At 35.9% G+C, this 26303-nt stretch carries 24 protein-coding genes; 8 read left to right on the top strand and 16 right to left on the bottom strand.

Translation table 11 applies throughout. From position 1 onward, the window contains the following. Nucleotides 1–90 precede the first annotated feature (90 nt). The 4 genes from ACQ76T_RS23660 to ACQ76T_RS23645 form a co-directional block, all read right to left on the bottom strand. Nucleotides 91–933: a hypothetical protein gene (locus tag ACQ76T_RS23660; protein WP_431345653.1), complete on the bottom strand. Its 843-nt coding sequence runs from the start codon at nucleotides 931–933 to the stop codon at nucleotides 91–93. Between the two features lie 345 nt (nucleotides 934–1278). Next, on the bottom strand, nucleotides 1279–2946 hold the full coding sequence (gene asnB, locus ACQ76T_RS23655; RefSeq protein WP_431345652.1) for an asparagine synthase B: 1668 nt from the start codon (nucleotides 2944–2946) through the stop codon (nucleotides 1279–1281). A gap of 319 nt (nucleotides 2947–3265) precedes the next feature. After that, complete coding sequence (locus tag ACQ76T_RS23650; protein WP_431345651.1) at nucleotides 3266–4933, bottom strand: GLPGLI family protein; 1668 nt, start codon at nucleotides 4931–4933, stop codon at nucleotides 3266–3268. Between the two features lie 187 nt (nucleotides 4934–5120). Beyond that, on the bottom strand, nucleotides 5121–6326 hold the full coding sequence (locus ACQ76T_RS23645) for an RsmB/NOP family class I SAM-dependent RNA methyltransferase (RefSeq protein WP_431345650.1): 1206 nt from the start codon (nucleotides 6324–6326) through the stop codon (nucleotides 5121–5123). 521 nt (nucleotides 6327–6847) lie between these two features. Here ACQ76T_RS23645 and ACQ76T_RS23640 point away from each other — a divergent pair. Beyond that, on the top strand, nucleotides 6848–7192 hold the full coding sequence (locus ACQ76T_RS23640; RefSeq protein ID WP_422694752.1) for a zinc ribbon domain-containing protein YjdM: 345 nt from the start codon (nucleotides 6848–6850) through the stop codon (nucleotides 7190–7192). Nucleotides 7193–7491: 299 nt separating this feature from the next. Here ACQ76T_RS23640 and ACQ76T_RS23635 read toward each other — a convergent pair whose 3' ends face one another. Beyond that, nucleotides 7492–8427 carry a sulfate/molybdate ABC transporter ATP-binding protein gene (locus ACQ76T_RS23635; protein ID WP_431345649.1) on the bottom strand — a complete coding sequence of 312 codons (936 nt, stop codon included), beginning with the start codon at nucleotides 8425–8427 and terminating at the stop codon, nucleotides 7492–7494. A 75-nt stretch (nucleotides 8428–8502) separates the two neighbouring features. Between ACQ76T_RS23635 and ACQ76T_RS23630 the strand changes: the two genes are divergently transcribed. Beyond that, nucleotides 8503–9162: a YceI family protein gene (locus tag ACQ76T_RS23630; protein ID WP_431345648.1), complete on the top strand. Its 660-nt coding sequence runs from the start codon at nucleotides 8503–8505 to the stop codon at nucleotides 9160–9162. A gap of 129 nt (nucleotides 9163–9291) precedes the next feature. Further along, nucleotides 9292–10302 carry a phenylalanine--tRNA ligase subunit alpha gene (gene pheS / locus ACQ76T_RS23625; protein ID WP_431345647.1) on the top strand — a complete coding sequence of 337 codons (1011 nt, stop codon included), beginning with the start codon at nucleotides 9292–9294 and terminating at the stop codon, nucleotides 10300–10302. A 288-nt stretch (nucleotides 10303–10590) separates the two neighbouring features. On the opposite strand, the gene ACQ76T_RS23620 is transcribed toward pheS, so the two are convergent. Continuing rightward, nucleotides 10591–11361 (bottom strand): DUF3108 domain-containing protein, encoded by a 771-nt coding sequence (locus ACQ76T_RS23620; RefSeq protein WP_431345646.1) that lies wholly within the window; start codon nucleotides 11359–11361, stop codon nucleotides 10591–10593. 150 nt (nucleotides 11362–11511) lie between these two features. Here ACQ76T_RS23620 and ACQ76T_RS23615 point away from each other — a divergent pair, with 150 nt between their 5' ends. Next, entirely contained in the window at nucleotides 11512–12567 is a 1056-nt protein-coding gene (locus tag ACQ76T_RS23615) for an NAD(P)/FAD-dependent oxidoreductase (RefSeq protein ID WP_431345645.1), read from the top strand. A 12-nt stretch (nucleotides 12568–12579) separates the two neighbouring features. Further along, nucleotides 12580–12909 (top strand): ferredoxin, encoded by a 330-nt coding sequence (locus ACQ76T_RS23610; protein ID WP_431345644.1) that lies wholly within the window; start codon nucleotides 12580–12582, stop codon nucleotides 12907–12909. A gap of 71 nt (nucleotides 12910–12980) precedes the next feature. Here the strand turns inward: ACQ76T_RS23610 and ACQ76T_RS23605 are convergent, their stop codons facing one another. The 7 genes from ACQ76T_RS23605 to ACQ76T_RS23575 form a co-directional block, all read right to left on the bottom strand. Then, nucleotides 12981–13322, bottom strand: coding sequence for a hypothetical protein (locus ACQ76T_RS23605; RefSeq protein WP_431345643.1), 342 nt, complete (start codon nucleotides 13320–13322; stop codon nucleotides 12981–12983). Nucleotides 13323–13367: 45 nt separating this feature from the next. After that, on the bottom strand, nucleotides 13368–13949 hold the full coding sequence (locus tag ACQ76T_RS23600) for a TIGR00730 family Rossman fold protein (RefSeq protein WP_431345642.1): 582 nt from the start codon (nucleotides 13947–13949) through the stop codon (nucleotides 13368–13370). Nucleotide 13950: 1 nt separating this feature from the next. Next, nucleotides 13951–14919: a tetratricopeptide repeat protein gene (locus ACQ76T_RS23595; RefSeq protein WP_431345641.1), complete on the bottom strand. Its 969-nt coding sequence runs from the start codon at nucleotides 14917–14919 to the stop codon at nucleotides 13951–13953. A gap of 68 nt (nucleotides 14920–14987) precedes the next feature. Further along, nucleotides 14988–15407 carry a hypothetical protein gene (locus ACQ76T_RS23590; RefSeq protein ID WP_431345640.1) on the bottom strand — a complete coding sequence of 140 codons (420 nt, stop codon included), beginning with the start codon at nucleotides 15405–15407 and terminating at the stop codon, nucleotides 14988–14990. A gap of 14 nt (nucleotides 15408–15421) precedes the next feature. After that, complete coding sequence (locus ACQ76T_RS23585) at nucleotides 15422–16864, bottom strand: aminoacyl-histidine dipeptidase (RefSeq protein ID WP_431345639.1); 1443 nt, start codon at nucleotides 16862–16864, stop codon at nucleotides 15422–15424. A gap of 81 nt (nucleotides 16865–16945) precedes the next feature. Then, complete coding sequence (locus ACQ76T_RS23580) at nucleotides 16946–17437, bottom strand: hypothetical protein (RefSeq protein ID WP_431345638.1); 492 nt, start codon at nucleotides 17435–17437, stop codon at nucleotides 16946–16948. 24 nt (nucleotides 17438–17461) lie between these two features. Then, nucleotides 17462–18067: a hypothetical protein gene (locus tag ACQ76T_RS23575; protein ID WP_431345637.1), complete on the bottom strand. Its 606-nt coding sequence runs from the start codon at nucleotides 18065–18067 to the stop codon at nucleotides 17462–17464. A gap of 258 nt (nucleotides 18068–18325) precedes the next feature. On the opposite strand from ACQ76T_RS23575, the gene recR reads away from it, so the two are divergent. Together recR and ACQ76T_RS23565 are read left to right on the top strand one after the other, a co-directional pair. Continuing rightward, on the top strand, nucleotides 18326–18937 hold the full coding sequence (gene recR, locus ACQ76T_RS23570; RefSeq protein ID WP_422694740.1) for a recombination mediator RecR: 612 nt from the start codon (nucleotides 18326–18328) through the stop codon (nucleotides 18935–18937). Continuing rightward, entirely contained in the window at nucleotides 18933–19772 is an 840-nt protein-coding gene (locus ACQ76T_RS23565; protein ID WP_431345776.1) for a glycosyltransferase family 2 protein, read from the top strand. The genes recR and ACQ76T_RS23565 overlap by 5 nt, the downstream gene beginning before the upstream one ends. 51 nt (nucleotides 19773–19823) lie before the next feature. On the opposite strand, the gene secG is transcribed toward ACQ76T_RS23565, so the two are convergent. The 3 genes from secG to ACQ76T_RS23550 all read right to left on the bottom strand — a co-directional run bounded on the left by secG (nucleotide 19824) and on the right by ACQ76T_RS23550 (nucleotide 23679). Further along, nucleotides 19824–20177: a preprotein translocase subunit SecG gene (secG, locus tag ACQ76T_RS23560; protein WP_431345636.1), complete on the bottom strand. Its 354-nt coding sequence runs from the start codon at nucleotides 20175–20177 to the stop codon at nucleotides 19824–19826. A gap of 134 nt (nucleotides 20178–20311) precedes the next feature. Then, on the bottom strand, nucleotides 20312–22357 hold the full coding sequence (locus ACQ76T_RS23555) for a M16 family metallopeptidase (protein WP_431345635.1): 2046 nt from the start codon (nucleotides 22355–22357) through the stop codon (nucleotides 20312–20314). Nucleotides 22358–22365: 8 nt separating this feature from the next. Then, nucleotides 22366–23679, bottom strand: a complete 1314-nt coding sequence (locus tag ACQ76T_RS23550; protein WP_431345634.1) for a M16 family metallopeptidase — start codon at nucleotides 23677–23679, stop codon at nucleotides 22366–22368. Between the two features lie 260 nt (nucleotides 23680–23939). Between ACQ76T_RS23550 and ACQ76T_RS23545 the strand changes: the two genes are divergently transcribed. Beyond that, nucleotides 23940–26270 carry an ATP-dependent helicase gene (locus ACQ76T_RS23545; RefSeq protein WP_431345633.1) on the top strand — a complete coding sequence of 777 codons (2331 nt, stop codon included), beginning with the start codon at nucleotides 23940–23942 and terminating at the stop codon, nucleotides 26268–26270. Nucleotides 26271–26303 lie beyond the last annotated feature (33 nt).

The following is a 26303-nucleotide window of genomic DNA, read 5'->3' as shown; positions in this document are numbered from 1 at the left end:
AAAGTGCTTGCTTTAAGCGTTTATTCTTTTAGATAAAGAAATCCATATAAAATTAAAAAAGTCCTGCGAGATTTCACAGGACTTTTTGATTTATTTTCTAGGTTTTTCTACTCCTTTCCATTCATCGCCGGCTTTTCTGTACTGGCTTAGGATAAAGGTTTTGAAATCTTTGGTTTTGTATTCGATGTTATCGGTATTTTGTTCAAACGGCATGATGTAGAAGTATTCAATATCCGTTTTATCAGATTTATTTCCTTTTTTTACGGTAGGAACATATTTCGAGAATTTGTAGCTTGGAAGATATTGTTTTAATCTTGTATAGAAAGCTTTGTCATCTTTTTCGCTAGGAATAATATCAACAATATTCAAATCATCTTTTTTCTTATCTACCCAAAGATAATAGGTCTTTTCTTCACCTAAGTTTCTGTTGACAGAGTTGAAAGCAAATAATTCTTTCGGTACAAGTTCCTTAATTTTTTCCGGGTCAACTTTTGTATAGAACAGTCCTTTTGAAGGGTCAACATATGTTTCAAGGTTGTACATCAGTACAGAATTATTTTCAAAGTTTTTATTTTTAAAATACTGATTTAAAGATAATTCTGCAGTAGCTCTAAGCTCTTTACCTCTTGCATCCAGCTTTTTAGTAGGATTCTGAGGGTTTACGTACTTTACAAATTCATAGAGAACAATGGGCTTGATGTCTTTAAGGTGAGGATACGTTTTCAGTTGTTCTGCCTTTATAAGCCAATAGTATTGCTGATAATAGTCGTCTTTATCCTGATCTTTCACAGTTTTATAGGTCAAAGCAAGCTTTTTTGAACTCAGGTATTTACCATATTTTCCTTGCCCAAAAGCAAAACTGAAGGACAATAAGGCAAATAAAACAGTAAGGTTTCTTCTCATTTTTTTATAATTGATATTTTCGTTTTCCAAATATAATTATTTATTAGATATTATTTTGGATTGTGAGTTAAATTATGCTATATTATTATCGTTAATTCAAGAAAAAATCCTGTATCGCTACAGGATTGATAAATTATAAATGAGGAGGTTAGATGTTGGCATGAGAAAAATGCTGCTATGAATGGTTAATTCTGCTTCGCCAGCAAATGTGGAATAGTGAATCGTCAATTTTTATTTTGTAAATGAATCATCAATAGTTGACGGATATTGAACTTATTTGTAAAGACAACCAGCTAACTCTGAATTTTCGAATCATTTATCCGAAATATAAAAAATTGACAAGCGAAGCAAATTCACCATTCACAAATCTCATTCCTAATATGATGTTTCATGCACTTTCACCGATCTTCCGCTCGGATCATTCATTTTTTTGAAAGCTTCGTCCCATTCCAGTGCAATAGGAGTAGAGCAGGCTACAGAAGGAACAGAAGGTACTGTCGCTGCAGAAGTTTCACTTGGGAAATGTTCCTCAAAAATAGTTCTGTATCGATATTCTTCTTTGTTTTGAGGAGTGTTTAACGGAAATCTGAATCGTGCGTTTGTCATCATTTCATCGCTCACTTCTTTTTCTGCAACTTCTTTCAAAGTATCGATCCATGAATATCCTACACCATCTGAAAACTGCTCTTTCTGTCTCCATACGATAGATTCCGGAAGAAGATCTTCAAAGGCTTTTCGCAGTACCCATTTTTCAATTTTCCCTTCAGCAGTATTGATCATCTTATCCTGTGGGTTAACGGTCATGGCAATATCCATAAATTCTTTATCAAGAAAAGGGACTCTGCCTTCAATTCCCCAACTCATCAGTGCTTTATTGGCTCTTAAGCAGTCGTAAAGGTGAAGTTTTCCCAGTTTTCTTACTGTTTCATCATGAAATTCTTTGGCATTCGGTGCTTTATGGAAATATAAATAGCCACCGAACAATTCATCTGAACCTTCTCCCGAAAGCACCATTTTGATTCCCATCGATTTGATAACTCTGGCCAAAAGATACATTGGGGTAGAGGCTCTAATGGTAGTAACATCATAAGTTTCCAGATGATAAATAACATCGCGTACAGCGTCCAATCCTTCCTGAACGGTGAAGTTAACTTCATGGTGAACGGATCCTATATGTTCTGCCGCTTTTTGTGCCGCAGCCAGATCAGGAGAACCTACAAGTCCTACTGCAAAACTGTGAAGTCTCGGGTACCATGCTTCCTGGGTATCTCCACTTTCGATTCTTTGCCTTGCAAATTTTGCAGTGATAGCAGAAATAACGGAAGAATCCAGTCCGCCGGAAAGAAGAACGCCGTAAGGAACATCACTCATTAGCTGTCTGTGAACAGCGTCTTCAAGTCCTTTTCTTAATGCTGTAATATCTGTTTTGTTATCTTTTACATGATCGAAACTGTCCCATTCTCTGGTGTACCACTTTTGAAGCTCACTTCCGTCTTTGCTGTATACCAAATGTCCCGGTAGAAAGGTTTCAATGGTTCTGCAAACTCCTTCCAGAGCTTTGAGTTCTGAGGCTACATAATAGTTTCCGTTTTTATCCCAGCCTTGGTAGAGCGGGCATATTCCCATATGATCACGCGCAATAAGGTATATTTCGTTTTCGATATCGTATAACGCGAAGGAAAAAATTCCGTTCAGTTTTTCAACAAACTCTTTTCCGTATTTTCTATAAAGGGCAAGAATTACCTCACAGTCGGATTGAGTCTGAAATTCATAATCCGGAAATTCTTCTTTTAATTCTCTGTGGTTATAAATTTCGCCGTTTACGGCTAAAACTACCTTGCCGTCTTTGGTAAATAAGGGCTGTTTTCCCGATGTAGGGTCAACAATGGCTAGCCTTTCGTGAGAAAAAACGACTTTCTCATCCTGAAAAACTCCACTCCAGTCCGGTCCTCTATGACGGATCTTTTTTGACATTTCTAAAACCTGAGGTCTCAATATCTCGGTTTTTTGCTTGGCGTCAAATAAACATACTATTCCACACATATTTTTTATTATTTATGAAACAAAAGTAGAATTGATGTTTATAAATAACAATGAAAAATATTTAAAAGCGAATATTTTTAACTATAAAATTATTTTTAATTAAAAATATTAACTATTTGTATTGATTTCTATGGTTTAGATTGATTTTTTTCGTTGGGCTTAAAATGATGCTATCTCTATACAAAATAAAAATGACATATTTATTAATATATGATAATTTATTATACAAATATTAACCCTTACTTTGTGGCTCGAAATAATTTTTTTTCATCATTTGTGTTTTTACCTTCTTGCAATTCTCATGCAAGAAGGTTTTGTTTTATTGTACCCCAAGTAGGGTTCCGGAAACATTCCATGAGCTGAAACTTGTACCTTCTGTAGGCCCTTGAGGAATTTTTATCTGAATCGTATGTTTTCCGGCCTTTAAATCTCCCAGCGGAATAAAGTTCGGATTGGTAACCGTTCCAGGACACCAGTTGGATCTGCTGAGATCTGATGATGAAAGCCCATCCTGAAAATTTCCTGAGGCGGGATTGTACAAACGGTAAGATCCACAATCTGTTCTCCAGGGAATGAAAGAAAATACAGATTCGCCATCCATAAAAATAGAATTGGCTTTGGGAACAAACTCATCACCGTTTTCCCATCCTCCATGTCCTGTAGTTGTATATCTTAACTGCGCATTTTTAACATCTTTTTTTAACGTAAAATCTACGGTTAATCCTTTTTCCTGATTAAACATAGTGGAGTAGTCCTGACCGGCCATTTCCATAATGTTCAACGTGTTGAATAGAGGAATTGCAATATTGTTTTTATAAATATTCTGATCGCTTTTGTGAATAGTAATTTCAAGACTTACCTTATGTCCGCCTTTATCATAGTTCCCAATAAAAGTTCCTACCCAAAGCTCTTTTCCGGATAATGAAGGTTTTAATTCTGTAATATCCTGACGATAAGGGCTGACCATCTGCCAGTTTTTCCCTTTCAACTGAATATGATTGAACTGCTGGATTCCAAACGCTGTGAAGAATCTCATCATTTCCATAGCAGGACTATAATTGTCTGTAGAAGTGATCCCGAAATATTGTTTTCCGTTCCCGTTTTCGAAAACAGGAAGTGTTTTGGCTCCTTTCTCCAATCCGTCAAAAAATGATTTTTCTTTGTCCTGAGGGATGAAAAATACAGTTCCGGTTCTGTCGTAAGCATCTCCGTTTGACTGCTGTTTCAGCTCTACGAAAATGTTTTCTCCTTCAGTAATAGCGGGAAATTTTACTTTTTTAAGAATAATGGTTCCGTTAGCATATCTTTTTATCTGGTCATCAGATTTTGAAGCGTCAGAAAAATTGATGGTTTCATTTTCAAAAACATTCAGTGTGGTAAATCTGCTTTTCCATAACAGGTCTTTATATCCTAACTGATCGGTAGACTGGATGGAGCCTTTTAGTATTACTTCAATTCCGGTATTTTTAATTTTTTTAATTGAACTGGCGGTGATTAAAGAGTTTTTATTTCTCTCCACTTCCAAAACAAAACCTAAATTTTGCCCAAGTACAGAGGGACCACCCTGGAGTTTCAGATCATTGGTATACCAAACTTCGATGGTGTTGGAGTTAACTTTGGTCACTGCTTTTTTACAAGTATATCCCAGAATTTTTTTAGTCTCATTGGTCAACTCAAAGGTCTGCTTATTTACAGATTCTTTATCCGAAGCTGATATAATGGATTCCGGCTTTAAGAAAGCATAAGAAACAACAGTATTGGATGGTTTTTCTACTTTGGTAATCTCAAAAGGATAGCTGTTTTTATGCTCTTTAATAGTACTGTTTAAAATGAAGTTTTCTTTTTCATTGACCCAGACAATTGTTGAAGGCTGGTCTGATAGTAATTTCCCGTTATAGGAACTGGTATACTGAATTTCATACGTCTGTGCAGAAAACAGACAGAATACGAAAACAGCCAGAAAATTGAAGACAATTCTTGTATACATAAATAAATGAGTTTAGTGCAAAGTTATTTTAACTTTTTGCAGCAACAAAAAACGGGTTAATCTATATAATAAGTAGAGAATAGTATTGAAATGTTACAAAAATTGTTACAAAAAGTTTTTTAATTCCATGCATAAAAAAACTACCCCTGAGTGGAGTAGTTGATATATTATTGTATGGTTTCTTAGATTAAGATACTCTTTCGATCAAAGCCATGTAGAATCCATCGTAGCCTTCACTTGGCATTACTTTTTCATCCTTGATCATTTTAAATCCAGGATTGTTCTTAATGAATTCATCTACCTGCAGGTTGTTTTCAGAAGGAAGGATAGAACAGGTAGCATATACCATTTTTCCTCCTTTTTTCAGCATTTTAGAATAATCCTGAAGAATCTGCTGTTGTTCTTTTTTAATTCTGTCGATGAAGTCCTGATCAATTTTCCATTTGCTGTCCGGATTTCTTTTTAAAACTCCAAGACCGGAACAAGGTGCATCTATCAAAAGTCGGTCTGCTTTTTCGTGAAGACGTTTGATTACTTTATTGTCAGAGATCATACGGGTTTCAATATTGTGAGCACCGGCTCTTTTAGCACGACGTTTCAATTCCGCAAGTTTCCATTCAAAGATATCTAATGCGATGATCTGACCTTTGTTTTGCATCAGTGCAGCCAGGTGAAGAGTTTTTCCTCCAGCACCTGCACAGGCATCTACCACTCTTTGTCCTTCTTTTACATCCAGGAAATATCCTATTTTCTGAGAAGAAGCATCCTGAACTTCAAATAAACCTTCTTTAAAAGCAGTCGTCAGGAAAACGTTTTTCTTTTCTTCCAACTGAACGGCATCAGGATGGTTTTTAACAGGGAAAGAAACAACTCCCTCGTCTGAAAGGTCAGAAATAAGCTCTTTTGTAGTTGTTTTTAAAGAATTTGTTCTTAAAACAGTAGGAGCCTGCTCATTTAATGCAAGCATTTCTCTTTCCCATTTTGGACCTAATTCTTTTTCAAGAGTTTCGGCTAACCAGTCTGGAATAGAATATTCTATCGCTTTGGTAGGAACCGTATTTTTTTTAAGCTTGGTAAGGATATCAGCAATTTTGATTCCGTCAAACTCTTCGAATTTTTTATAATTGGTTTTGCTCCAAAGCAAATACGCAATAATCAGTTTGTAAATATTGTTGGGTTTCACGCCTTCTCCCATGTAGTACTCAAGGCGTTTTTTCCAACGGATAATATTGTAAAAAATTTCAGAAACAACGGCTCTGTCCTGGCTTCCCCATTTTCTGTTTGCTTTCAAAAGTCTTTCGATAACTTTATCTGCATATTTGTTTTTCTCAAAAAATGTCTCCTGTAGGGCATCGTGAATTCCGATTGCCAAGTTTCTGTGAATAAGTTCCATAAGTTTGCTTCGCTGTTTGAATCTGCAAAAATACGACTTTTAATTGAGAGTATGGAATTTGGGGTGATAGAGTTGATGAATGACGAATGCTTAATTGGTTTGATTTTGGATATTTTACTATAATAATAAATGATTTTATCGAGCTATTCCATATAGATTTTATGAAGGATCGCAAAGGCATTTCACTGAGCAATAGGTAAAGTGATATTTTTGCTGAACGACGTGCCCTTGCGAACGAAATACATAAAAGATCAATATCAGCTTTGCGAGCCTGGCGTTTTATTTAATAGCAAATAAATATATTTTACCGCAGTGTTCGCTAAAGAATTTTTATAATCTTTAAAAACGATCGCAAGGGCGTTTCACTCAGCAGTAAGAAAGCTTATGTCTCGGCAGAACGAATTATAATATTTTAATCAAACCTTGCGAGTGATAGCGTTTAGTTTTGAGCTTTCAACAGTTCTGCATTCCTACTTGACTTCAACCTTCAAAAAGCTCTACCTTTGTAGAAAATAAAAAATATGAGTGATACAGTACTTTGTCCAAAATGCAGCTCCGAGTTTACGTACCCGAGCGATAATATGATGGTGTGCTCTCAGTGTTTCTATGAGTGGAATCCTGAAGAAGCAGCTAATGATGCCGCCAGTGAAGGAAAAATATTGGATTCCAATGGAAACGAACTTCAGGATGGTGATTCTGTAGTGGTGGTGAAAGACCTTCCTGTAAAAGGAGCTCCAAAACCTGTAAAAGCCGGTACTAAAGTGAAAAATATTCGTCTTAGACCAGGAAGTGATCACAATATTGATTGTAAAATTGATGGTTTCGGGGCAATGGCTTTAAAGTCTGAATTCGTAAAGAAAGCATAAATAATTTGGCAAAAAGCCACAAAAAAAGGAAAAGATTGGACAGTGTAATCTTTCAAAAGACTTAATTGCAAGATTGCTAATGTCCGTCTGGAAGGCAGAAAGAGAATTAACCAAAAATTTCCTTATGCTTTGGAAATACAAATGTAAGAAAAAGTTTACGAACAGATTCTTATGTTTGTGTTTTTTTTTGTGATAAGTGTAAGTAAATGTATGAGTTATATTCGGAATGTGTGGGGAGAAAGAGTGCGAAACTGCTTCGGGTCTTCCTATTTTACTCTTCTCAATTTGGCTTTTTTCCTCTAAATAAATGAAATAAAAGCGGATCCTTCTATTCTCTCATCTGTATAGATCACAAGGTCTTTTTCTTTTGCTCTTAATTTATTCCAGTAATAATTTCCTGCAAACCTGCTCTCCAGAACTTCTGCTTCAAGGCCGCTTTCTGTAATTTTTATTTCTTTTGGATAATAAGAGGATTTTGGAAGCTGGAAATCTTCCTTTTCAACCTCACTGAAAATATTCACTTCCCCAAACAGTTTGGCTACATAAGAATTGTAAGGCTTTCGGTAAGTTTCCTCGGGGCTGTCATTTTGAATGAGTCTTCCATCCTGAAGAATAACAATCTGATCCAGCCACGGCATAATATCCTGAAGTTCGTGAGTAGAAATTATAAGAGAAATCTGATGCTGTTTCACATATCGGAAAAGCCTTTCTCTTAGTTCAATCTTTCTCGGGAAATCCAGATTACTGAATGGTTCATCTAAAATAAGAAGCTTAGGCAGTACAGATAATGCTCTTGCAATAGCAACTCTCTGCTGCTGGCCGCCACTCAGGTATTTTGGGAGAATATGGGCGAATTCCTGAAGTCCTACCACTTCAAGAAGTTCCATAACGGTTTCTCTTTTTTGATTTAAATTGATGTTCGAAATAAATTTACCTACATTTTCAGCCACAGTAGCGTAGGGCATAAGGTCAAAATTTTGTGCTACAAATTTCATGTCGGACTCTCCGGGTACAAGATTTCCTTTTGGCCCTAAAAGTTTTGTTCCGTTAAAAATAATTTCTCCACTTTGCCAATCGATAAGACCATAAACAAGGCTGAGTAATGTAGATTTTCCGCAGCCACTTTCCCCTGCAAGGGCAATGATTCTGTTTTCTTCAAACCTTAGATTAAGGTTCTGAAACAGGGGTTTATCTGGATTGTGAGAGAAAAATAGATTGTTTATTTCTAATAGCATACTACAAATGTAAGGTTTTTATGAAAACACAATTTTTTTTATTATATTAGCGGGACTAATAAAAATAAATCAAAAATGAGAAAAAAACTGTTTTCACTAGCTATTCCTGCTTTATTCTCGGCTGCTGTGATGGTTTCTTGTAAAAAAGATAAACCACTTACCAGCGAAAGTAATGAGGTGACGACTACCAAAGATGGGAGTCAGTACACTTTGGATACGCTAAACAGTAAGGTTGAATGGAAGGGATATAAAGTATTTAAATCTGAAAATACGAGCCACTTTGGAACGATCAAGTTTGAAAGTGGAGATGTAACGGTGAAAGACGGAAAACTGGAAAGCGGAAAATTCGTTGCTGATATGAACTCACTCACTTCTGTAGACTTGAAAGACAGTCCGGAAGATATGGGAAAACTAAACGGCCATCTTAAGAGTGGTGATTTCTTTGAAGTTGAAAAATTCCCAACAGCTTCTTTTGAAATTACAAAGGTGACTCCCTCTACAGAAGGAGATTACAATACACTTCTGGATGGAAATTTAACGGTTAAAGGAATTACAAAACCAGTTCAGTTTAAAGCTAATGTTTCTGTGAAGGAAGGAGAGGTGAGTGTAGCTACTGAGCCGAAAGATATCAAGAGAGAAGAGTTTGGGGTAAAATTCCAGGCTCCTGCTGAAAACGGAGTGATTAAAGATGAGGTAACTCTTCAGATCAACGTGAAAGCTTTAGAAAAGAAATAATTTTTTTATTTAAGTGAAATAAGTGATTGAAGTCTGCCTCCCGAAAAAGAGGCAGATTTTTTTATGAGTCAATTAATTATTAAACTTAAAAATCGTATTTTTGCAAAACATTTTTGAAAGGGTAAAATAATGATAGAAAAGATAGAAGAACTACTGATCGAAGTAAACGGCTTCAATACTACCTCTAAGGAAGAGATAGAGAACTTCCGTATCAAGTACAACGGTAAAAAAGGGGTTCTTAATGATTTTTACGAAACATTAAAAGAAGTTCCTAACGACCAGAAGAAAGATTTCGGACAGAAGATCAATACTTTAAAGCAGGCAGTTGCTGTAAAACTGGAAGATTTGAAAAATGCTTCTGCATCTTCTATTGTTGCAGAGAAAGAAGATCTTACAAGACCGGCTTTCCCATTGGATTTAGGATCAAGACATCCAATCAACCTGGTTAAAAACAGAATTATTGAAATCTTCAAATCAATTGGCTTTGCTGTAGCAGATGGTCCTGAGATTGAAGATGACTGGCATAACTTTACGGCGCTTAACCTTCCGGAATATCATCCGGCAAGAGATATGCAGGATACTTTCTTCATAGAGCAGAATCCGGATATTCTTTTGAGAACGCACACTTCTTCTGTACAAACCCGTTACATGGAAGAAAACCAGCCGCCAATCAGAATTTTATCTCCGGGAAGAGTATTCAGAAATGAGGCGATCTCTTCACGTTCTCACTGTATCTTCCACCAGATCGAAGGATTATATATTGACGAGAATGTAAGCTTTGCAGACTTAAAGCAGACGATTCAGTTCTTTACTACTGAACTTTTTGGTAAATCTAAGATCAGAATGAGACCTTCGTTCTTCCCATTCACTGAACCAAGTGCTGAGATTGATGTATATTGGGGACTTAACTCTGAAACAGATTACAGAATTACAAAAGGAACAGGATGGTTGGAAATCATGGGTTGTGGAATGGTAGACCCTGCCGTACTGAAAAATGTGAATATTGACTCTGAGAAATATTCAGGATATGCATTCGGAATGGGAATTGAAAGAATCACGATGCTTCTTTACCAGATGAGCGATATCAGAATGTTCTTTGAAAATGATATCAGAACACTTGAACAATTCAAAACACTATAAAAAATCAAACCTCCGGAGCTCCGGAGGTTTTTTGTTTTTAATTACTGACCTAAGAAACAAAACGTAACTAAAAACTGATCTTATTGAAAAATTTACACGTGTCTGTTTCTTATGCCTCTACTTGTGCTCGAATCCGCAAAGGATTTCAAAGAAAGTATTGACATGCCGCAGCTTTATGGCTGCCTCTATTATAAAGACAATTCGTGTTAAGGATATATTACATCATTAATGAAAATGTCTGCAAAATTTTTGCAGACATTTTTTAAATGAGAAGAACTCAATATATTTTTACTTGGTAAATTTTAAAGGATACTTTACATTTTTGTAGTCATCAATGCTTGCTTTTAACGATCCTACAGCCAGTTCTGCTTTCAATAACATAGGAACATGGTTGGCATCATTGGAAACCCACATTGTTACACCTTCTTTTTCTTTAAATACTCTTCCGCTTTTTACAGAAGGAATAATTTTCAGACAATTGATAGTTCCGAATTTGGTTTTTAAATCTTCTGCTCCGACTACTTTTAACTGAAAAGGAAACATTTCATCATCAATCCATACATTCATATTGATGATGGTTCCTGCTTTCAATTCGTCAGGAGCTTTGCTTCGCAGGTAATAGAAACAGGAAAGCATGTCCTGTACTCCTTTTACAGATTTTAAAACTTTAGATCCATTGGCAGGCGTTTTTTTATCGGTTAAAATTAAAGTATTGTTATCGTGATTAAAAACGGTTTCAAGATGCTGACGATAGCTTCCCTCCCGCACGTTTCTGACATAAAAGCTGGGTAGCCCCGTTGATGTACTGATGAAACTTTCATATAGATCTTCCACTTTGAAGAACGCCTTTACAGCACCCGTTGTTTCTCCTGTTCCTTTTACGTAAAGATGGGGAACACCTTTGTAAACGGTCTGTTTAGTGGTAAGATTTGCAGTTCCGGCATTCAGGAAACCATAGTGGATTCTCAGGGTGATAGATTCACCGTCTGCGATGTTATCAATCTGGGCTGAGCCTAAGATGAATAATACTACTGCAAAGAGGGTTAAAATTTTCTTCATGACAAGACATTTACAAAAACATTGCCAAATTTAAAATCTTAATTAATAGATATTTGACAAATCTCAGGTTTTTATTTAGAATCAATTAAATATGCTTCGCATTAAAATTAGTAAATTTGCAGTTACATGTATAATTAAATTATCTAAATTATGATAACCACTGATATATTGATCATAGGTGCAGGTCCAACAGGACTTTTTGCAGTTTTTGAAGCGGGCCTTTTAAAAATGAAGTGCCATATTATTGATGCACTTCCACAGCCGGGAGGCCAATTGGCAGAACTTTATCCTAAAAAACCTATTTTCGATATTCCAGGGTATCCTTCAGTGAACGCTGGGGAATTGGTGGATAATTTAATGGAGCAGATTAAGCAGTTTCAACCTGGATTTACACTGGGTGAAACCGCTGTTTCTTATACAAAGGTTGATGATGAGTGGTTTGAAGTAATTACCAATAAAGGAACTGTTCACAGATGTAAAGCTATTGCTATTGCAGGTGGACTAGGAACTTTTGAACCGAGAAAGCCTACTTTCGAGAATGTAGCGGATTATGAAGAAAAAGGGCTGGAATATTTCGTTAAAGAACCTGAGCATTTCAGAAACAAAAGAGTAGTGATTGCTGGAGGTGGAGATTCTGCACTGGACTGGAGTGTTTTCCTTTCTAATGTGGCAAGCGAAGTAACGTTGATCCACAGAAGAAACGAGTTCAGAGGAGCTTTGGATTCCGTAGAGAAAGTTCAGGATTTGAAAAACCAGGGAAAAATCAAATTAATTACGCCTGCTGAAGTTACCGGAATTAAAGGTGACGGAAAAGTAGAAGCCATCACTGTACAAAAAGATGGTGAGGATGCATTTGAAATTGAAACAGATTATTTTATTCCATTATTCGGATTGACTCCGAAATTGGGTGAAATCGGAAACTGGGGACTGAATATTGAGAAAAATGCTATTGTGGTAAACAACGCACTTGATTATCAAACGAACATTGATGGAATTTACGCGATTGGAGATATTAACACGTATCCTGGTAAGCTTAAATTGATCCTTTGTGGTTTCCACGAAGCTACTTTAATGTGTCAGAGTGTTTATAACAGACTTAATCCTGGTAAAAAATTCGTCCTAAAATATACAACCGTAAGTGGAGTAGACGGGTTTGATGGAAGCCGTAAAGAAGCAGAGAAGGCAGTTGTGAAAAAAATTGACTAATTTTGCAGAATTATGTCAGATATTAATATTAAAATCACCGACAGAGAAGGTGTAATCCACGATGTTGTAGCTCCTACGGATATGTCCATGAACTTAATGGAGATCATCCGTTCTTATGAGTTGGCAGAAGAAGGTACTATTGGGGTATGCGGAGGAATGGCGATGTGTGCTTCTTGCCAGGTTTATGTAATCAGTGATCCAGGTCTTGAACCGATGGGAGATGAAGAAGATGCAATGCTTGCAGAAGCTTTCCATGTGAAAGACAACAGCAGATTGGGATGCCAGCTGCATATGGTAGATGAAATGGAGGGACTTGAAGTGGAAATAGCTCCTTATCCTTAAAAATATTTTTTAATCTTAATAAGAAACCCGTACGGATTTTCCGTACGGGTTTTGCTTTTTTAATAGCGATTTTATTTTGGAGAACATATATATTCATGTCTGATGATAGTATCTTTTTTAATAATTTCGAAATAGTTTTGTTCTTCTTTTTTAATAAAATAATCTCCAGGTTCTATTTCATCTTTATAAGATCCCCACCATTGGCTGTCTTCTTTGCATGTGCAGGGTATGAAGGTATCAGGAGCTGTTCCTGTAAGTTTAAGAGATTTTAAACCTTCAATATTTTCTACTATAATTTCACATTTTTGCTTTTTGATCCTTTCCATTATTGTTTTACAATCTTCTCCAAAATAAGATGAAACAGTGGGAACAATTACAAATATGGTTACAAAGACTATTGCAATTCCAGCCATTTCTTTATTGACGTTGTAGTTATTCATACAAAAGATAAAAAACAATTACACTTCATCTTTAGAAATTACCTTCCAAACTGTAGGAGCCTCATAATTTTTCATTTTTTCCAGCAAATCATCAATGCTTTCGCTGATCAGTAACATATCTTTATTAACTTGTTTTAAAAATCCTTTATCTACCATGGTTTGAATCAGGTTGATCAGATCATCATAAAAGCCATCAATATTCAAGATACCGATTGGTTTTTTGTGAAGACCCAACTGTGCCCAGGTGATCATTTCAAAGAATTCTTCAAGAGTTCCGTAGCCACCGGGAAGAACGATAACGCCATCACAAAGGTCGTTCATTTTTGTTTTCCTTTCGTGCATGGTTTCCACAATGATAAGCTCAGTAAGGTTTTTATGAGCAATTTCTTTAGACTGTAGAAAGTGGGGAAGTACTCCAATTACCTTTCCATTTTCACTTAAAACTCCATTGGCTACGGTACCCATTAAACCGGTTTGTGAACCGCCATAAATAAGTTGGATATTTTGTTTTGCCAAGGTTTGCCCAAGCAAAAAAGTCTGGTCTTCATAGATTTTATCTGTGCCAAAACTTGAGCCACAGAATACGGTTATACTTTTCATGTTATTTACAAAAATCTTTTAAATAATTTCTAACTTCAAAATCGGTTAAATCTCCAGCTTTTCTAAAGCTATTACATGCTTGTTCAGTTTTTCCAATAGCAAGATAGGATATTCCTAACTTAATATATGCATTGTGAACTTCTGTTACAAAACGATTATCCTTGGGTTGATATTCATTAACTCGACTGAAATATTCAACTGCTTTTTCAAATTTATTATTGTTATAATATCTTAACCCTTCCCCAGTATTATTGAATAAATCTTTTTCTGATTTATCTGATAGATCATGATACCATTTTAAGAAATGTTTTTCATCAGTTACAAGTAAGTCTTTACCATAGGGGTTTTCAAAATATTTTTCGGCTTGTTTTAATGCTTGTATAAATTGTGTATCATATTGTGGAGTCCGTTTATCAAGTATTTTAATCTGTTTAATTTTATTATTTTTTGTTAAAATATATTCAATTTTAAAATATAGGTCATCCATATCTTTTGAGGCTTCTTGTTTCATTAATGGAATTATAAACTCATCAAATGTTTTATCATTATTGAATATGGGATGTATTACTTTATTAGCAACTAAAAGACTATCACTATTTCTAATCTCAATCTGGGGTTTAAATTCCGAATTTCTTTTTATAAAATCTTCAGCTTTTAATAATAAAGAAATCTCATTTCCTTCTTGCAAAATAAGATAATCTTCTTCAAACCAATATTTAAATGTTCTATTATCTAGATTAATGAGATCTTTACTGAATTTGGCTTTGAATTTGGTGTTGTTGATTGATAATTCGTCAGGATTGATTTCATAGAAAAGGAATGTTGAATATCTGGGATTATTTATTTCTAAATTTTTTCCATCTGGTTTTACAATTTTATCTAAAAACCATTCACCTCTTAGTTTTTCAGATTGAGAATACGTTTTAATACAAATTATTAAGTAAAATAATAGGAGTAGTTTTTTTATCATGTTTAAAAAATTAAAAATATCCAAAATCATAGGACTTTGGATATTTGATATAGTTATTTTATACTTGCTTATTCTATTTTGGCTATTTCCCAGATGCCTTTTACTCCAATAAGAAGATAAAGTAGTTTGCTAATGACACTACTTCCTTTTATTTTCCAATGTCCGGAATAAGAATCTTTAAGGTTTGAAATGCCGGTATAATAAATGGGAGGATGTTTTTCGTTTTCATTTTCCACCCTTTTTCCGTTCATAGAGACCATTGTTTTAATAGGCATTTGTTTAATGAATTCTATACAGTTGTCATTAATTTTTCCTATGATGGTTCCTATACCTCTGGTTCCATACTCGTGATCGTTATCTTGTACTGTTCCGGCAAAATTTTCACCATCAAACACTGTTATTTTTAATAAGAATTCAACTTCCTTATCATAAAATTCAGAGCTTTTTTTAATGTTGTACTTATATTTTCCTTTCCAGGTTCCGATCATAGCTTTTAATCTACTTATTTTTGAGGAATATTCGCTAAAATATCTTTCAGGAAGCTCCAGAATTTCTGAGCAGAAGGAATATTCGCTTTTTCGTCCGGAGAGTGTGCTCCTCTAATGGTTGGTCCAAAGCTTACCATTTCCATTTCAGGATAGTTTGCACCAATGATTCCGCATTCAAGACCTGCGTGGCAAGCTACAACATGAGGTTTTTCATTGAATTTCTCTGTGTAGATTTTTTCCATGATCTGTACGATCTCTGAACCTGGTTTGGGTTTCCATCCAGGATAAGAACCGCTGAATTCTACGTTCATTCCTGCCAGTTCGGCTACAGATTTCAATTGTTCTGCGGTAGAATACTTAGAGGAATCTACAGAAGATCTTGTAAGGTTTAAGATCTTAAGCTCTCCGCCTTTCAATTCAACTCTTGCAACATTATTGGATGCTTCTACCAGATTGGCTACATCCGGGCTCATTCTGTATACTCCGTTGTGAAGAGCTTGTAAGGTAAGGATGATTTTCTTTGAATCTGTTTCAGAAACCGCTTTGTCAGAAGAAGTAGAGTTTTCAATATTGATCTGAATTCCCGGCTCTACAGAAGCAAATTCTTCTAAGATATCTTTCTTAAGAGCTGTTGCGTTTTCAATAAATTCCTGAGCATTTCTAACAGAAATAATAGCAACACCTTCTCTAGGAATAGCATTTCTTAATCCGCCACCGTCGATGGATATCAATTCTACATTCTGCTTATCCAGTCCTTTGTAAAGAAGTCTTCCTAAGATGATGTTTGCATTTCCGAAACCTTTATGGATGTCCATTCCGGAGTGACCTCCCTGAAGACCTTTCACTTCAATTCTTACAGTCTGTCCTTTTGACGCTTCGGTTGGATAACTTTGGGTAATGGTTACATCTACACCTCCCGCACATCCTATATCAATTTCATCGTCCTCTTCAGTGTCAAGGTTTAATAAAATCTGTCCTGTAAGCTGCCCTGGCTTTAAACCTAAAGCACCTGTCATTCCTGTTTCTTCATCAATGGTGAATAAAGCTTCAAGAGCTGGGTGCGGAATATCTGAGCTTTCAAGAATAGACATGATTGTCGCTACTCCCAAACCATTGTCTGCTCCCAGAGTAGTTCCTTTTGCTTTTACCCAGTCACCATCAATTTCCATTTTGATTCCTTCTGTTTCAAAATCAAAACTAACGTCATTATTTTTTTGGCAAACCATATCCAAATGTGACTGAAGTACAATAGATTTACGGTTTTCCATTCCTGCAGTGGCAGGTTTTTTAATAATTACATTTCCTACTTCATCTACAGTAGTTTCCAATCCAAGATCTTCGCCAAATCCTTTGATGAAAGCAATTACTTTTTCCTCTTTTTTTGATGGTCTTGGAACTGCATTTAACTTGGAGAAATTTTTCCAGATTATTTGCGGTTCTATATTAGATAATTCCATTGAAATTTATTTTTCTCAAATTTACGAAATAAAAAATGCTTCTGTGAGATACAGAAGCATTTTTGTGTGATTTCGCTTTTATTAACATCCACATTCTCCATAGATCGGAGTGGTGAAAGTAGTACCGTCCGGTTTTTCAATCGTCAGAGTACCCTCAAATAACAGAGCTTCTTCACCTTTTATTTTTTTTCCTTTTACCGAAATTTTGTAATCACCATTTTCTATTTCTTTAGTAAGGGTTTCATCCACTTCCATATCGCTTGATGAGATAAGATTCATTGCGAGTCTTTTGCCATCCAGCATCATATAAGCTGTTTTTCCCGCATCATCTGCATAGATGTATTTTTCGGTTTCAAAATCGGCTTTGTTTTTGGCAAAATAACAGGAACATTCTTTAATTTCTTTTGGAAATGGAATAGTTCCAACCAAAATATTACCTGAAGAGTGACCTGAAGTGGCAGAATCTTTAACAATAGATAAAGAATCTGCAGGAGTAGAATTTGAAACGGTTTCTTTTTCTTTCTTGCAGGCTACCATTAGAAATGCTGAAAATAAAATGATTACGTATTTCATTTGTTTTTGGTTTTATTTGTTTTCTTAACCTCTCGCTCTTTCCAGTAATGTCATCATTAATAATGAAAGGATCACTAAACTTTCGTCTTCATCATCAATGTCAATCAGTCTGTCCAACTGAAATCTTCTTCCGAAGAATGAAGGCATTTTTTTCAATTTGAAATATGCTTTTCCGTCCATTCCTGTTACCGTGTAAGAAGGATTAAGGAAGTATCCTGTAAACATTCCGATGATAGGAAGTTCGCCTACAAAACTGTCCCAGAATCTTACCCATGCATTATCTTCCTGAATTTTGAATTTAGGCTGATCATGGTCATCCATAACATCGTAACTTGCCTTCCAGATAGAACGCATTCCCTTTCTTGCCAATCTTCCGAAATTTTTATTATCAATAAGATCATTTAAAGAATACGATGCGTTGAAATCAATCCATTGGTTAGCTCTGATTCTGAAAAGTTCCTTCGATTTGCTCTCATCATTAAAAACAATAACATCTTCTTTCAGTTTGAACATTTTCTGACGTACGTAGGCTACGTAGTTTCCATTTCTGTCAGTAATGTTGAAGTCGCTTGCTAAGGTAGTGATTTTGAATTTGAAATCCAGAGGATAATTTAGGTTGTTAAGTACCATGCTCGTTAATTTTTTTCATATTTAATTTAAGGCGCAAATATAGAGGTTTTTTTTATGGACTGGGACCGGTTTTATACGGTAATTTATCATTGTCTTAAATAGAGGGATTAAAAAGAAAGTGAAGAGCAAAGTATCCACAGTAATACATCAAAACTGAAAAGCTGTTGGTTTTCATTCTCCACTTTTAACTTTCAACTTTCCGTTCACCATTTACCATTTCTCATCATTTCCTCAACTATAATCCTTATTTTTGTAACTATGGATTACCCAAGTAAAGTTTTGGCAAAGGCGGTTGATGAAATTTCGGGACTGCCTGGGATTGGGAGAAAAACAGCTTTGAGATTGGCGCTACATCTATTGAAACAGCCTAATTCCAGAGCGGTAAGCCTTGGAAATTCCCTGATCAACCTTGTCAATGAAATAAAGTACTGTAAAGAATGTCATAATTTTTCTGATTTTGACATCTGTGAAATATGCAGCAATGAAAAGAGAAATGGAGAGTTGATTTGCATTGTGGAAGATGTAAGGGACGTTATTGCTATAGAAAATACCGGGAAGTATACCGGGAAATATCTTATTTTAGGAGGAAAGATTTCTCCAATGGAAGGAGTAGGGCCCGGTCAGCTGAATATTCCGAGTATTGAAAAGAAGCTGAATGATGGTCAAGTAAAAGAATTTATTTTTGCTTTAAGCGCAACAATGGAAGGGGATACCACTGCGTATTATATTTATAAGAAGTTTAAAAACTTTAAAGTGAATTTCTCCAGTATTGCCAGAGGAATTTCAGTGGGTGATGAATTGGAGTATGCTGATGAGATTTCATTAGGGAGATCTATTATTAACAGGCTACCCTATAACGAAAAAGATTAATATGAAGTTGTCTGTTATTATTGTAAATTATAATGTTACTCAGCTGCTCAGAAACTGTCTTGTATCTATTCAGAAATATATAACGGATGTAGAATATGAGGTTGTTGTCATTGATAATGCTTCTACAGACAGCTCTTGGGGAGATCTTATTCCCGAATTTCCCAAAGTACGTTTTATCTCCTCTGATATAAACGGAGGGTTTTCAAAGGCTAATAATCAGGCTATACAAACCGCTGTAGGAGAGTATGTATTACTTTTAAATCCCGATACGGAACTGGAAGGGTATGATATGAAGAGCCTTCTTGATTTTGCCGATTCAAAACCTGATTTTGGATGTCTGGGAGTTCGTATGCACGATGCTGAGGGAAACTTTCTTCCCGAGAGCAAACGTTCTGTCCCTGATATGTTCAATTCTTTTGAAAAGCTTTTTACCAATTTTAAAAAGAATAATTCTAAGTCTTATTATAGAAACGACCTGGAAGAAGATGCGATAGCTGAGATAGATGTAATCACAGGCGCGTTTTTATTGGCTAAAAAAGAGGTATATCAGAAAATCGGAGGGCTGGATGAAGCTTACTTTATGTACGGAGAAGATATTGATCTTTGCTATACTTTTCTCAGAAATGGTTATCAGAACTTTTATTATGGAAAAGTTTCTATTCTTCATCATAAAGGAGAAAGTACCGTAAAAGATGAAGTTTATCTGGAGAGATTCTATGGTGCGATGCAGATCTTTATAGATAAGTATTACAAAGAGGCAAAGCCCATGCAGTATTCGTTTTTAAAAGCCGGATTAAAACTCCGACATCAGATTGAAAAGATCAGACTAAAATAAAAAAGCAACTCATATTGAGTTGCTTTTGTTGTATGTAAGATAATATTCTTCTTATTTTGCCGGTGCTGCAGGAGCCTGTACCGGAGCTGTAGTTGTTGAAGAAGCAGGAGCAGATTGTTTTGCAGGAGCTTCTTTCTTTGCCGGTTGCTGAGCTGGAGCCACTTGAGACGGCTTACCTGTTATTACAACGCTTATAAGGATAAGAACAATGATCGTTCCGCCTAGAGTCCATGTTGCTTTTTCCATGAAATCATTGGTTCTCTGTACTCCGAACTGTGCAGATGATGCACCTCCAAATGTACTGGAAAGGCCTCCTCCTTTTGGGTTTTGAGCCATAACAATAATCACCAATAAAACACTGGCAATCATAATAAGAACCATCAATAGTGTAAATATAGTATCCATTAATTCTGATATCTTTTTGAATGGGCAAATTTAATCTTTTTTTACTGAACAACAAAAAAAGATGTCGCCAAATGTTGATAAAAATAAAAAACGGCAACAATTGTTGCCGTTTTTTCTATAAAAAGAAGATGTTATTATTTAAAATCAGCATCTGTAGCCTTATTGATCTCATAAGACTTTACCGTCATTGTCATATCCATTCCCATTTGGCTTACAGAAATTGTGTAAGGCATTTTTACCCCTTCTACCTCTTTGTAGTTGGAGTATGTAGTTGGAATATTCATTTCCTGGCCTTGAGCTTTTACTTTTTTGGTTTCTCCGGTTTTTAGTCCCGTTGCCACACTGTAGTAATAGGTAGTATCTCCACCTTTAATGGCGTAAGAATCTTCACCTGCGATTTTCTCAATTCCTCCTAATTTATAATCAGTAGACTTTGCAAAACCTAGTTCTTCGAAAAGTTCAGTATTCTTTTGCTTGGCAGCAAGTTCTTCAGGTGTGATGTCAACTTTTTTTCCCATTTGCATAGAATATCCGGTTTTTCCGTCAAATACCTGCTTCTGAACAACCTGTCCCATTGCTGTTACTGTAGTAAGTTCTTTTCCGCCCTGTGCTTTTATCATTTTCAAATCGATGGTCTGCCCTTGCATAGACATCGAAGCATTGGTTGTATAGGAAGAAATTTTCGCCAAATTAGCTTTTCCTCCGATTGCATTGATATATTTGTCCACAACAGAAGCTATAGTAACATTGGCATCCACTTTCTGTACTGCAGGTTTGCTTACCGGATTAGCTTCTTTGTCAAAATATTTTACAGGATATCCTAATTTTTCCAGTCCTTCCGAAATATCAGATGCTTTACCCGCAACGAAAATTCTGCTTTGGTTTGGAAGGATTGTAGTTTTTACCGCATTGGAAACATCTGCAGCTGTTACTTTATCAATAGATTTTAGATAATTGGTATAAAAATCAGCAGGTAGGTCCTGAACTTTTTGATTAAGTGCAAACCTTGCGATAGTTTCCGGTTTTTCCAGAGACATAATGAAAGATCCTTTCAGCTTTGCTTTTGCATTGGCCAGTTCTTCAGGCTTTACTGTAGAAATGCCGTTCAGCTCATTGATTAATTCTTTAATAGCCTTATCGGTCACTTCATTTCTTACACTTGTTTCAGCAGAAAACTCAGGAGAATATTTGCTGGCACTCATTGTAGAGTATGCTCCGTAAGTGAATCCGTTTTTCTCTCTCAGGTTCATGAAAAGCCTTGCTTCACCACCGCCACCAAGAATATAATTGGCAATTGTAGCAGGGAAGTAATTCGGGTCTTTCATTTTAAGGGTAGTAAGATTGCTTACTGATAATACAGATTGTACCGCAGATGGAACATCTACCACATTGATCTCTGTTTTTGCTACATTGGAAGCGGGTTCTAATGGCGCAAACTTTGTGTTGGATTTTTTCCAGCCAGCAAAAGCTTTTTCAACTAATGATTTTACCTGATCGAATTTTACATCTCCTACAATGACTAAATAAGCATTATCCGGTGTGTAATACTTGCTGTAAACATTCTGTACATCTGCCAACTGAATTTTGTTGATAGATTCAACGGTTTCAAATTCTCCTCTTGAAGTATTTTTGCCATACATTAACGCATTCGATACTTTTCCTGCGATGTTGGAAGCGTTTTTCTCATCCGCTTTTAATCCCTCAATCGTTCTTTCTTTAGCATCTTGAATTTCTTTAGCAGAAAACTTTGGATTAACGATAGCATCAGCCATTAATCCCAATACTTCCGGAAAATATTTTGAAAGTGAGTTGGAAGAAGCTCCGCTGGCACTGAAGCTAAGGTTAGCCCCTAAGAAATCTACCTTTTTATTGAAGTCATCTTTGCTTAGATTAGTCGTTCCGTTATCAAGCTGGCCGGCCATGATTTCACTTACTCCCGTAATATTTCCCTCATGATATGGAGGTCTGTCTATAGAAAGAGTTGTGTTTACCCTAGGCAATTTGTTGTTTTCAACAACCATTACAGTAAGGCCATTGCTCAATTGGAAGGTTTTAGGTTTAGCAATGTTGATGGCAGGAGTTGGACCTGGCTTTGGCATTGCATTTAGGTCGATTTTTTGAGCAGAAAGCATTCCTGCAAATAAAAATGACGCTGCTATATAGGTGAGTTGCTTTTTCATTGATAAAATTATTTTTTCTCAGGAACGTAATTGATGATGATTCTTTGGTTGGAATTCAGATATTTTTTAGCTGCATTCTGCAGGTCCTGTCTTGTGATAGATCTGTAAATGTCGATTTCCTTATTGATAAGATTCGTATTTCCCATCAATACGTGATTGGTTGCTAAAGAAGCTGCAATTCCCTGAATGCTTGAATTCTGATTAACAAACTGATTTTCAAATTGGTTTTGTAATTTTTGATAATCTTCTTCAGAAATAAGAGTCGTCTGTAATTTTTTGATTTCAGCATCAATATCAGCCTGTAAAGTCTGTTTGGTAGTCTGTCCCATAGGAATAGCGAAGAATGCAAAAATACTGTAGTCTTCCAGTCCCTGGTTGAACGCTGCTACCTGAAGTGCTTTTTTATCCTGATCTACTAATTTTTTATAAAGAACAGAAGATTTTCCGCTGCTTAGATAAGTAGAAAGCATATCCAGAACATAGGCATCTTTTTCTTTATTAGCCGGAGTTCTGTAAGCAAAAATATAAGCAGGAAGCTGGATGTTTGGATCAGTGGCTGTTACTTCTTTTTCCTGAGTAATAGGAGCGTCTTTAGGGAAGTCTTTTGGATAAATAGTTCCTTTCGGGATACCTCCGTAATATTCCTCAATCCATTTCTTAGTCTGTTCTGGCTTAATATCTCCCGCTACAACTAAAGTTGCATTGTTCGGAATATAATATTTTTTGTAAAATGCCTGAAACTCTTCAAGCTTTGCCGAATTAAGATCTTCCATAGAACCGATTGTTGGCCAGTTGTATGGGTGATTGGTAAATAGGTTTTTCTGAATAGTAGGGAAAAGATTTCCATAAGGCTGGTTATCCATTCTTAATCTTTTTTCTTCTTTTACAACCTCTCTCTGAGTGTCTACACCGATCTGGTTGATTTCCGCATGGCGCATTCTTTCAGCTTCCATCCAAAGTCCAAGCTGTTCGTTGTTGGAAGGGAAAGTTTCATAATAGTACGTTCTGTCATTGGTAGTATTGGCATTATTTTGCCCCCCGTTTGACGAAACAATCTTGAACCATTCACCTCTTTTGATGTTGGGAGTCCCTTCAAACAAAAGGTGCTCAAAGAAGTGTGCAAAGCCTGTTCTTCCCTTTACCTCGTCTTTAGCTCCAACATGATACATGACACCGGTTGTAACTACCGGAGCAGAATTATCCTGATGAAGAATTACATGAAGACCATTGGGAAGGTCATACTCTTCGAATTTGATTTGCTGTGCATTCAGCATGAGTCCGAAGAAAGCTACGGCTGCAGCAGAAAGAAATCGCTTTTTCATAAACTTAGAAATTGTTTACACAATTAGTAGGAAAAATGAATTAATTGTTACATATCTTTAAAATTAATCAACAATTAATTACTACCCGGAAAATAAAAATAGTTGTTCTGTTGGATTTTCTTTTCAGAACAAAAATTATAGACATAAAATGCTCGGCCAGTTAAATGATTTAAGAAGATCTAACCTTTAACTTCTCTAATCAAAATTTGATTTCTCCTTTGAATATATTAATTTTGTGTTCCCAAAATTTTTTTTGCTGTATGGATTATCTGAAAGGACTCAATGAATCACAATATGAAGCCGTTACCTCTTTACAAGGACCTCTGATGGTACTTGCGGGAGCCGGTTCCGGAAAAACACGTGTATTGACTATGCGTATTGCCCATTTGATACACAATGGTATAGACCCTTTCAATATTCTGGCCCTTACCTTTACCAATAAGGCTGCAAAGGAAATGAAAGAGCGTATTGCAAAAGTTGTCGGAGACAGCAATGCCAGAAGCCTTTGGATGGGAACTTTTCACTCGGTTTTTGCGAGAATTTTAAGAATTGAAGGCCATTACCTGGGATATCCTTCCAATTTTACTATTTACGATCAACAGGATGCATTGAACGTCATCAAAAAAGTATTGAAAGATATGAACATTGATGCCGATCTTTATAAGCCTAAAAAAGTTCAGGCAAGAATTTCTACTTACAAGAACAACCTAATCACGGTAAAAGCTTATTTCAATAATCCGGAATTGATGGAGGCTGATGAAAAGGCTAATATGAAGTTCATTGGGCAGATTTATCAAAGATATGTTGAACAATGTTTCAAAAACGGATCTATGGATTTTGATGATCTTCTTTTGAAAACCAATGAATTACTGACGCGTTTTCCGGAAGTGTTGGCAAAATATCAGGATAGATTCAGATATATCATGGTAGATGAGTACCAGGATACCAATCATTCTCAGTATCTTATTGTAAAAGCTTTGGCTTCAAAATTTGAAAATATCTGTGTGGTAGGAGACGATGCTCAGTCCATTTATTCTTTCCGTGGAGCAAATATTCATAATATCTTAAATTTTCAAAAAGATTATACAGACGCTAAAAGTGTGTCTTTGGAACAGAACTACCGTTCTACCCAGAATATTGTAAATGCTGCCAATGTAGTGATTGCAAAAAACCTGCAGCAGTTCAAGAAAAATGTTTTCAGTGATAATGAAGAAGGAGATAAAATTAAAATTTACCGTTCACTTTCTGATGCAGATGAAGCCAACTTTGTAGCTGGAAATATCTGGGAACTTCGCAACCGCGACCAGAGAAAGTATAGTGATTTTGCTATTTTATACAGAACAAACTCTCAGACCAGAGCATTTGAAGATGCTTTGAGACGTAAAAATATTCCGTACAAAGTATACGGAGGACTTTCTTTCTATCAGAGAAAAGAAGTGAAAGATCTTATTGGCTATTTGCGCCTTCTGATCAATGAAAATGATTCTGAAGCCTTAATGAGAATTATCAACTATCCGGCAAGAGGAATTGGTGAAACCACTCAGAATAAATTGGTTGTTTTTGCTGATGCACAGAATATTGCCGTGTCACAAGTTTTGGATAATCTTCCGATATATGCACCACAATTGGGCTTGAACAATGGAGTATTGAACAAGCTAAACGATTTCTGGTCGATGATCAAGGCATTTCAGGTATTACTGAAAACAGAAACGGCTTACAGTGTGGCTATGGAAGTTGCTAAACGAAGCGGCCTCATCAAATTCCTGAAAGATGATCAGACTCCTGAAGGGATTTCCAGAGTGGAAAACGTTCAGGAATTAATGAACTCGATGCAGGGATTCATTGAGGAACAAATACAGTTGGAAGACGGAGATCCTAGCCTTTCCAATTTCCTTGAAAACATTGCCCTTTCTGCAGATACTCAAAACAAAGACTTGGAAGATGATATGGTTTCATTAATGACGATTCACCTTTCAAAAGGATTGGAGTTTCCGGTAGTTCATTTGGTGGGACTTGAAGAAAACCTTTTCCCAAGCTTTATGAGCTCTGCTACCAGAGAAGATCTTGAAGAGGAAAGACGATTGTTTTATGTAGCGTTAACCAGAGCAGAAAAGCAGGTCTTTTTCTCCTATGCGGTATCCCGTTTCCAATGGGGAAAAATTACGGATGCAGAGCCATCAAGGTTCTTAAGTGAGATTGATGATGAGTATATCGAATTTCTTAATCCTGTATTGGAAAAAAGGTTTATCAATAACTCAGGTGTAAAGTCTAATATTTTTGACGAACATCCATCTGAAATGAAATCTTTCAAAAAGGTTGAAAAAAAGAGCATCGATAGAGGAGATAACTCGAAACCGGCTCCAGAGGTAAGAAAGCTAAAACCAGTAAGTACAGCAAAAATTATCAATCCAAGCGGTGCTTCCTCTCAGGATATTGAAGTGGGAGATAAAGTAAGACATGACCGTTTTGGAATTGGAGAAGTTACTTTCCTGGATGGAACAGATCCTCAGAATATCAAGGCCAAGGTTATTTTTATCCATGAAGGTGAGAAAAATTTGATCTTAAAATATGCTAAGTTGACTAAGATTTAATTTAAAAATCAATAGATAAAGAAACGGACTCTA

Source organism: Chryseobacterium sp. JK1 (assembly GCF_050632815.1).
Lineage (GTDB): Bacteria > Bacteroidota > Bacteroidia > Flavobacteriales > Weeksellaceae > Chryseobacterium.
Note: the sequence above shows the minus strand (reverse complement) of the source record. Positions and strands in the feature narration are given on the sequence as shown.

Excerpts from the sequence above, each read along its gene's own strand:
- asnB (WP_431345652.1), bottom strand. The coding sequence starts at position 2,946 with ATGTGTGGAATAGTATGTTTATTTGACGCCAAGCAAAAAACCGAGATA.
- ACQ76T_RS23650 (WP_431345651.1), bottom strand. The coding sequence starts at position 4,933 with ATGTATACAAGAATTGTCTTCAATTTTCTGGCTGTTTTCGTATTCTGT.
- ACQ76T_RS23645 (WP_431345650.1), bottom strand. The coding sequence starts at position 6,326 with ATGGAACTTATTCACAGAAACTTGGCAATCGGAATTCACGATGCCCTA.
- ACQ76T_RS23640 (WP_422694752.1), top strand. The coding sequence starts at position 6,848 with ATGAGTGATACAGTACTTTGTCCAAAATGCAGCTCCGAGTTTACGTAC.
- ACQ76T_RS23635 (WP_431345649.1), bottom strand. The coding sequence starts at position 8,427 with ATGCTATTAGAAATAAACAATCTATTTTTCTCTCACAATCCAGATAAA.
- ACQ76T_RS23630 (WP_431345648.1), top strand. The coding sequence starts at position 8,503 with ATGAGAAAAAAACTGTTTTCACTAGCTATTCCTGCTTTATTCTCGGCT.
- pheS (WP_431345647.1), top strand. The coding sequence starts at position 9,292 with ATGATAGAAAAGATAGAAGAACTACTGATCGAAGTAAACGGCTTCAAT.
- ACQ76T_RS23620 (WP_431345646.1), bottom strand. The coding sequence starts at position 11,361 with ATGAAGAAAATTTTAACCCTCTTTGCAGTAGTATTATTCATCTTAGGC.
- ACQ76T_RS23615 (WP_431345645.1), top strand. The coding sequence starts at position 11,512 with ATGATAACCACTGATATATTGATCATAGGTGCAGGTCCAACAGGACTT.
- ACQ76T_RS23610 (WP_431345644.1), top strand. The coding sequence starts at position 12,580 with ATGTCAGATATTAATATTAAAATCACCGACAGAGAAGGTGTAATCCAC.
- ACQ76T_RS23605 (WP_431345643.1), bottom strand. The coding sequence starts at position 13,322 with ATGGCTGGAATTGCAATAGTCTTTGTAACCATATTTGTAATTGTTCCC.
- ACQ76T_RS23600 (WP_431345642.1), bottom strand. The coding sequence starts at position 13,949 with ATGAAAAGTATAACCGTATTCTGTGGCTCAAGTTTTGGCACAGATAAA.
- ACQ76T_RS23595 (WP_431345641.1), bottom strand. The coding sequence starts at position 14,919 with ATGATAAAAAAACTACTCCTATTATTTTACTTAATAATTTGTATTAAA.
- ACQ76T_RS23590 (WP_431345640.1), bottom strand. The coding sequence starts at position 15,407 with ATGATCGGAACCTGGAAAGGAAAATATAAGTACAACATTAAAAAAAGC.
- ACQ76T_RS23585 (WP_431345639.1), bottom strand. The coding sequence starts at position 16,864 with ATGGAATTATCTAATATAGAACCGCAAATAATCTGGAAAAATTTCTCC.
- ACQ76T_RS23580 (WP_431345638.1), bottom strand. The coding sequence starts at position 17,437 with ATGAAATACGTAATCATTTTATTTTCAGCATTTCTAATGGTAGCCTGC.
- ACQ76T_RS23575 (WP_431345637.1), bottom strand. The coding sequence starts at position 18,067 with ATGGTACTTAACAACCTAAATTATCCTCTGGATTTCAAATTCAAAATC.
- recR (WP_422694740.1), top strand. The coding sequence starts at position 18,326 with ATGGATTACCCAAGTAAAGTTTTGGCAAAGGCGGTTGATGAAATTTCG.
- secG (WP_431345636.1), bottom strand. The coding sequence starts at position 20,177 with ATGGATACTATATTTACACTATTGATGGTTCTTATTATGATTGCCAGT.
- ACQ76T_RS23555 (WP_431345635.1), bottom strand. The coding sequence starts at position 22,357 with ATGAAAAAGCAACTCACCTATATAGCAGCGTCATTTTTATTTGCAGGA.
- ACQ76T_RS23550 (WP_431345634.1), bottom strand. The coding sequence starts at position 23,679 with ATGAAAAAGCGATTTCTTTCTGCTGCAGCCGTAGCTTTCTTCGGACTC.
- ACQ76T_RS23545 (WP_431345633.1), top strand. The coding sequence starts at position 23,940 with ATGGATTATCTGAAAGGACTCAATGAATCACAATATGAAGCCGTTACC.